Raw genomic sequence first — 3,380 nt, 5'->3', positions numbered from 1 at the left:
AGTTGAGAGTAGGCTGTGGCCACTCGTCCGCACAAGTGGTTGAGCCGGAGTGGCGCGGTAAGAATTACCTCACCTTGTAGACATCCTCAAGCTCATGCAGGCTGCCAGGCAGCGCCAGGCTCATGGCCAGCAGCACGTTCCCCGCAGGGTCATGCACAGTCGCCGTCACGCCGAGCACGGGATTGGACGAGCCCAGCAGCTCGGCCTCGTCCTTCGTGGGCTTACGCGCGGACAGCCGCTCGGTGATGCGATCGAAGCGCACATGCTTGACCGCCTGGAGGTGCTTGCGGATGCCGCCCCGCAACGGCTCGGCCTTGTCCAGATCGGTCCCCACCGCGATCTCCAGCGGCACCCACACGGTCTCCACCGCCGAGACGAGATCCGCCTGACGAGCCACCCGCTTACGGACGATCACCGGCGTACGCTCGGCGACCCCGAGCAACTTCGCGACATGCCGAGGCGCCGGAATCCGCGCCACCTCAACGAGACTGTCGGCGCTCTCTCCCTGCTCCGCAGCACCCAGGCCCGGACGAACGGTCTCGGCCTCGCGTTCCGGCCGGCCCTTCACGAACGACCCGCGCCCGTGCTCGCGCTCGATCCACCCCTGCATGGCGAGCGTCTGAAGCGCCCGCACCACCGTGGTGCGCCCCACGCCCAGCTCACGAACAAGCTGCGTCTCGGACGGCAGCATGTCGCCGGGGGCGTACTCGCCCGACTCGATGCGCTCCTGGATCGCCTGCATGACCTGCGCGTATTTCGGCGGGGCGAAGTCCATGCTCATGTTGGCCGTCCGTTCACTCTTGCGCTTGTCCGCATAAGTACAGTACCGGCTGAGCCAAGACTTGTCAGGCCATGATTAGGACTCAGAACGCCCCGCCAGGAGGCTTACACACGCCTCGCAAGCGCTCGGGATGGTCGGCATGAACGGCACCTGCCAATCACCGATCACCACGAGTCGAATCGTCTCCCCGCACAACGCCTTGGAAGCGCCACGCACAACAGCGTGCTGCACGAGCGAGAAATCACGTCGCTCCGTCCCCACCCCGCACGACACTCGCCGGCCAGTCATTACTCGACCCCGTCAACAAGATCGGCGATCAACGCCGAATATGGCTGCGTCCTACGCAGGTCCGAATAATGCATGGAGATACGATGAGCGGCCCGCACCGGATCAATCGCCGGATGCCAGGCATAGATGACGCGACGATGGGCGACATTCCACCCGGTTCGCCACCAGTAGTGACGACCGTCGCACCACACCACCAGCCCGACCCAGACCGACACCAGGGCGAGCCCGTACCCGTCGTGGACATCCGCGCTGACGCCGTTCTGCTCCAGCGCCTCCCGGAGCAGTTCGGCGGAACGACGCGGATCGATCGAGATCACCACGGGGGCCGTCATTCGGCCACCCGCTCGAACCGCACCGAGCCCGCCGCGTCGAGGTAGGCCCGGAAGACCTCACGCCGGGTGGCCTTGTCCGGCACGGCCCCGAGCCCGTAGACGCTGTGGACGATCCGCCCCAGCACCACGCCGGCGTCCACCGACATGCCCCGCATGGCCTTGCGCAGCTCATCCATCGCGGTTGCCTGGAACGAGCTCGAACCGCACGTCCCCAGTTCCTCGCCGAGGCCGGACCGGACCCGGACCTCCCACTCGAACGCCTCGCCAGCAGCAAGACCATGCTCGGCCCCATCGCAGTGAAGGCACTCAGTGGTGACCGACGAGGCCGCACCCAACCTCGATGCCGCCACATGCCCCCGACGGGTGACGATCTTCCATCCCCGCCCCTCGCATTCTTCGCACCTGACTGGAGTTGTCATGCGGCAGAGCATGAATGGACCAACCGTTTATACATATCCCACGGCGATATACCGCCGAGGCATATAGAGTCCGCCGCACAGCAATGCACAATCTCGGAGTACGAGTTCCGGAGGGTCGCATGCGCGCGAGTGGTTTCCAGCCGATCAAGCTCCCGCCATCGGTATGGGAACGCGACGATATGCGAGAAAGCCTGAAAAACCGCGACATCGCGGGACTGTTCCGCCTGGTCGCCAAATACGGCGGAATCAGTCAGGTCCGCATCGCATCAGCGACCGAAATCGCCCAGCCCCGCGTCAACAAGATCTTCAACGGAACGGCCGGCCCCATCGAAGAACTGGCCGTCTTCGAACGCATCGCCACCGGACTCGGCCTGCCCGACCACGCCCGCATGCTGCTCGGCCTGGCCCCGCTCGACACTGCGTCCCCGACAGGCGACCTCGACGACGAGCACCAGGAACAGACCGACGAACTCACCGCCCGCCTGGAAGCCGCCGCAGCCGTCGACGACACGATGGTCATGATCCTGCGCACGGACACCAACAACCTCCGCCTCCAGGACCGCCGACTCGGCAGCCTCGCCATCGCCGACAAGATGCACGCCCAGATGGCCCAGATCGAACGAGCCCACCGCCACGCCGTACGCCCACGCATCCGTGCCCAGCTCGCCCACCTACTTGCCGAAACAGCCTCGCTGGCCGGCTGGCAGGCCATCAACACCGTGGCGCTCAACGACGCCTGGAACCACTACGAACGCGCCAAGGCCGCCGCCCGCGAAGCCGAGGACGCCGCAGTCCTGGCCTACGTCTCCGGCGAACAGGCGTACGTCCTCATGGACCTGGGCCGCCCCGCCGAAGCAGCCGAACTCCTCCAGCACATCCACATCACCCACCGCGACCGCGTCCCCGCCCGCCTCAGAACATGGCTCGCCGCAGCAGAGGCCGAAGCCGCGGCCATCCTCGGCGACGAGGACGCATGCCGTCGCGCGCTCGACCAAGCCGCCCTCATGTTGCCGGAAGGCGATGGCGACCCGGACATGCCCTACCTGTCCATCAACGTCCACCACTTCGCCCGCTGGCGCGGAAGCTGCCTGCTCCGCTTCGGCGACCCCAGCACCGTCGAGGACCTACGCTCCTCACTCGCCGGAATGGACGGCACCTACAACCGCGCCGAAGCAGGCGTCCGCTGCGACCTCGGCCACGCCCTGCTCGCAGCCGGCGAACCCGAGGCAGCACAGCCCCACATCCAGCGCGCCAAGCAACTGGCCACCATGACCGGCTGCCGCCGTCAACGACGCCGCATCGAGGAACTCTCGCGAGCCGTCAACCGCGCTCTCGGCCGTTGAGCCGCTGCTGAGCCTGAAGCAACCCGATCAGCGTCCCCGACGTCCAGATGTCCCCGCGGGCAATCATGTCGGGGATCTCGGCCATCGGAACCCACTCGATCCGATCGGCTTCCACCTCACCCTCAGGCTTACCGACCAGCTCGGCGCCATGCACCAGGAACAGGATGTGCTCGGAGTCCACCATGCCGGCCATCGGCTGATAGCTCACCAGGTGCTC

At 66.5% G+C, this 3,380-nt stretch carries 4 protein-coding genes and 1 pseudogene; 1 reads left to right on the top strand and 4 read right to left on the bottom strand.

All coding sequences use genetic code 11. The features are described from left to right. Nucleotides 1-64: 64 nt before the first annotated feature. The 3 genes from AB0C33_RS51075 to AB0C33_RS51065 all read right to left on the bottom strand — a co-directional run bounded on the left by AB0C33_RS51075 (nucleotide 65) and on the right by AB0C33_RS51065 (nucleotide 1,577). Nucleotides 65-781: a GntR family transcriptional regulator gene (locus AB0C33_RS51075; protein ID WP_358303105.1), complete on the bottom strand. Its 717-nt coding sequence runs from the start codon at nucleotides 779-781 to the stop codon at nucleotides 65-67. A gap of 287 nt (nucleotides 782-1,068) precedes the next feature. Beyond that, entirely contained in the window at nucleotides 1,069-1,389 is a 321-nt protein-coding gene (locus AB0C33_RS51070; RefSeq protein ID WP_358303102.1) for a hypothetical protein, read from the bottom strand. 8 nt (nucleotides 1,390-1,397) lie between these two features. Beyond that, nucleotides 1,398-1,577 (bottom strand): hypothetical protein, encoded by a 180-nt coding sequence (locus AB0C33_RS51065; protein WP_358303099.1) that lies wholly within the window; start codon nucleotides 1,575-1,577, stop codon nucleotides 1,398-1,400. A gap of 362 nt (nucleotides 1,578-1,939) precedes the next feature. Between AB0C33_RS51065 and AB0C33_RS51060 the strand changes: the two genes are divergently transcribed. After that, entirely contained in the window at nucleotides 1,940-3,163 is a 1,224-nt protein-coding gene (locus tag AB0C33_RS51060) for an XRE family transcriptional regulator (protein WP_358303096.1), read from the top strand. Here AB0C33_RS51060 and AB0C33_RS51055 read toward each other — a convergent pair. Continuing rightward, a pseudogene (locus AB0C33_RS51055) lies at nucleotides 3,141-3,380 on the bottom strand (NUDIX hydrolase); the annotation flags it as partial. The gene AB0C33_RS51060 and the pseudogene AB0C33_RS51055 overlap by 23 nt on opposite strands.

Source organism: Nonomuraea sp. NPDC048881 (genome assembly GCF_040649795.1).
GTDB lineage: Bacteria > Actinomycetota > Actinomycetes > Streptosporangiales > Streptosporangiaceae > Nonomuraea.
The sequence above is the reverse complement of the archived record's forward strand: the minus strand, read 5'-3'. Positions and strand labels throughout refer to the sequence as shown.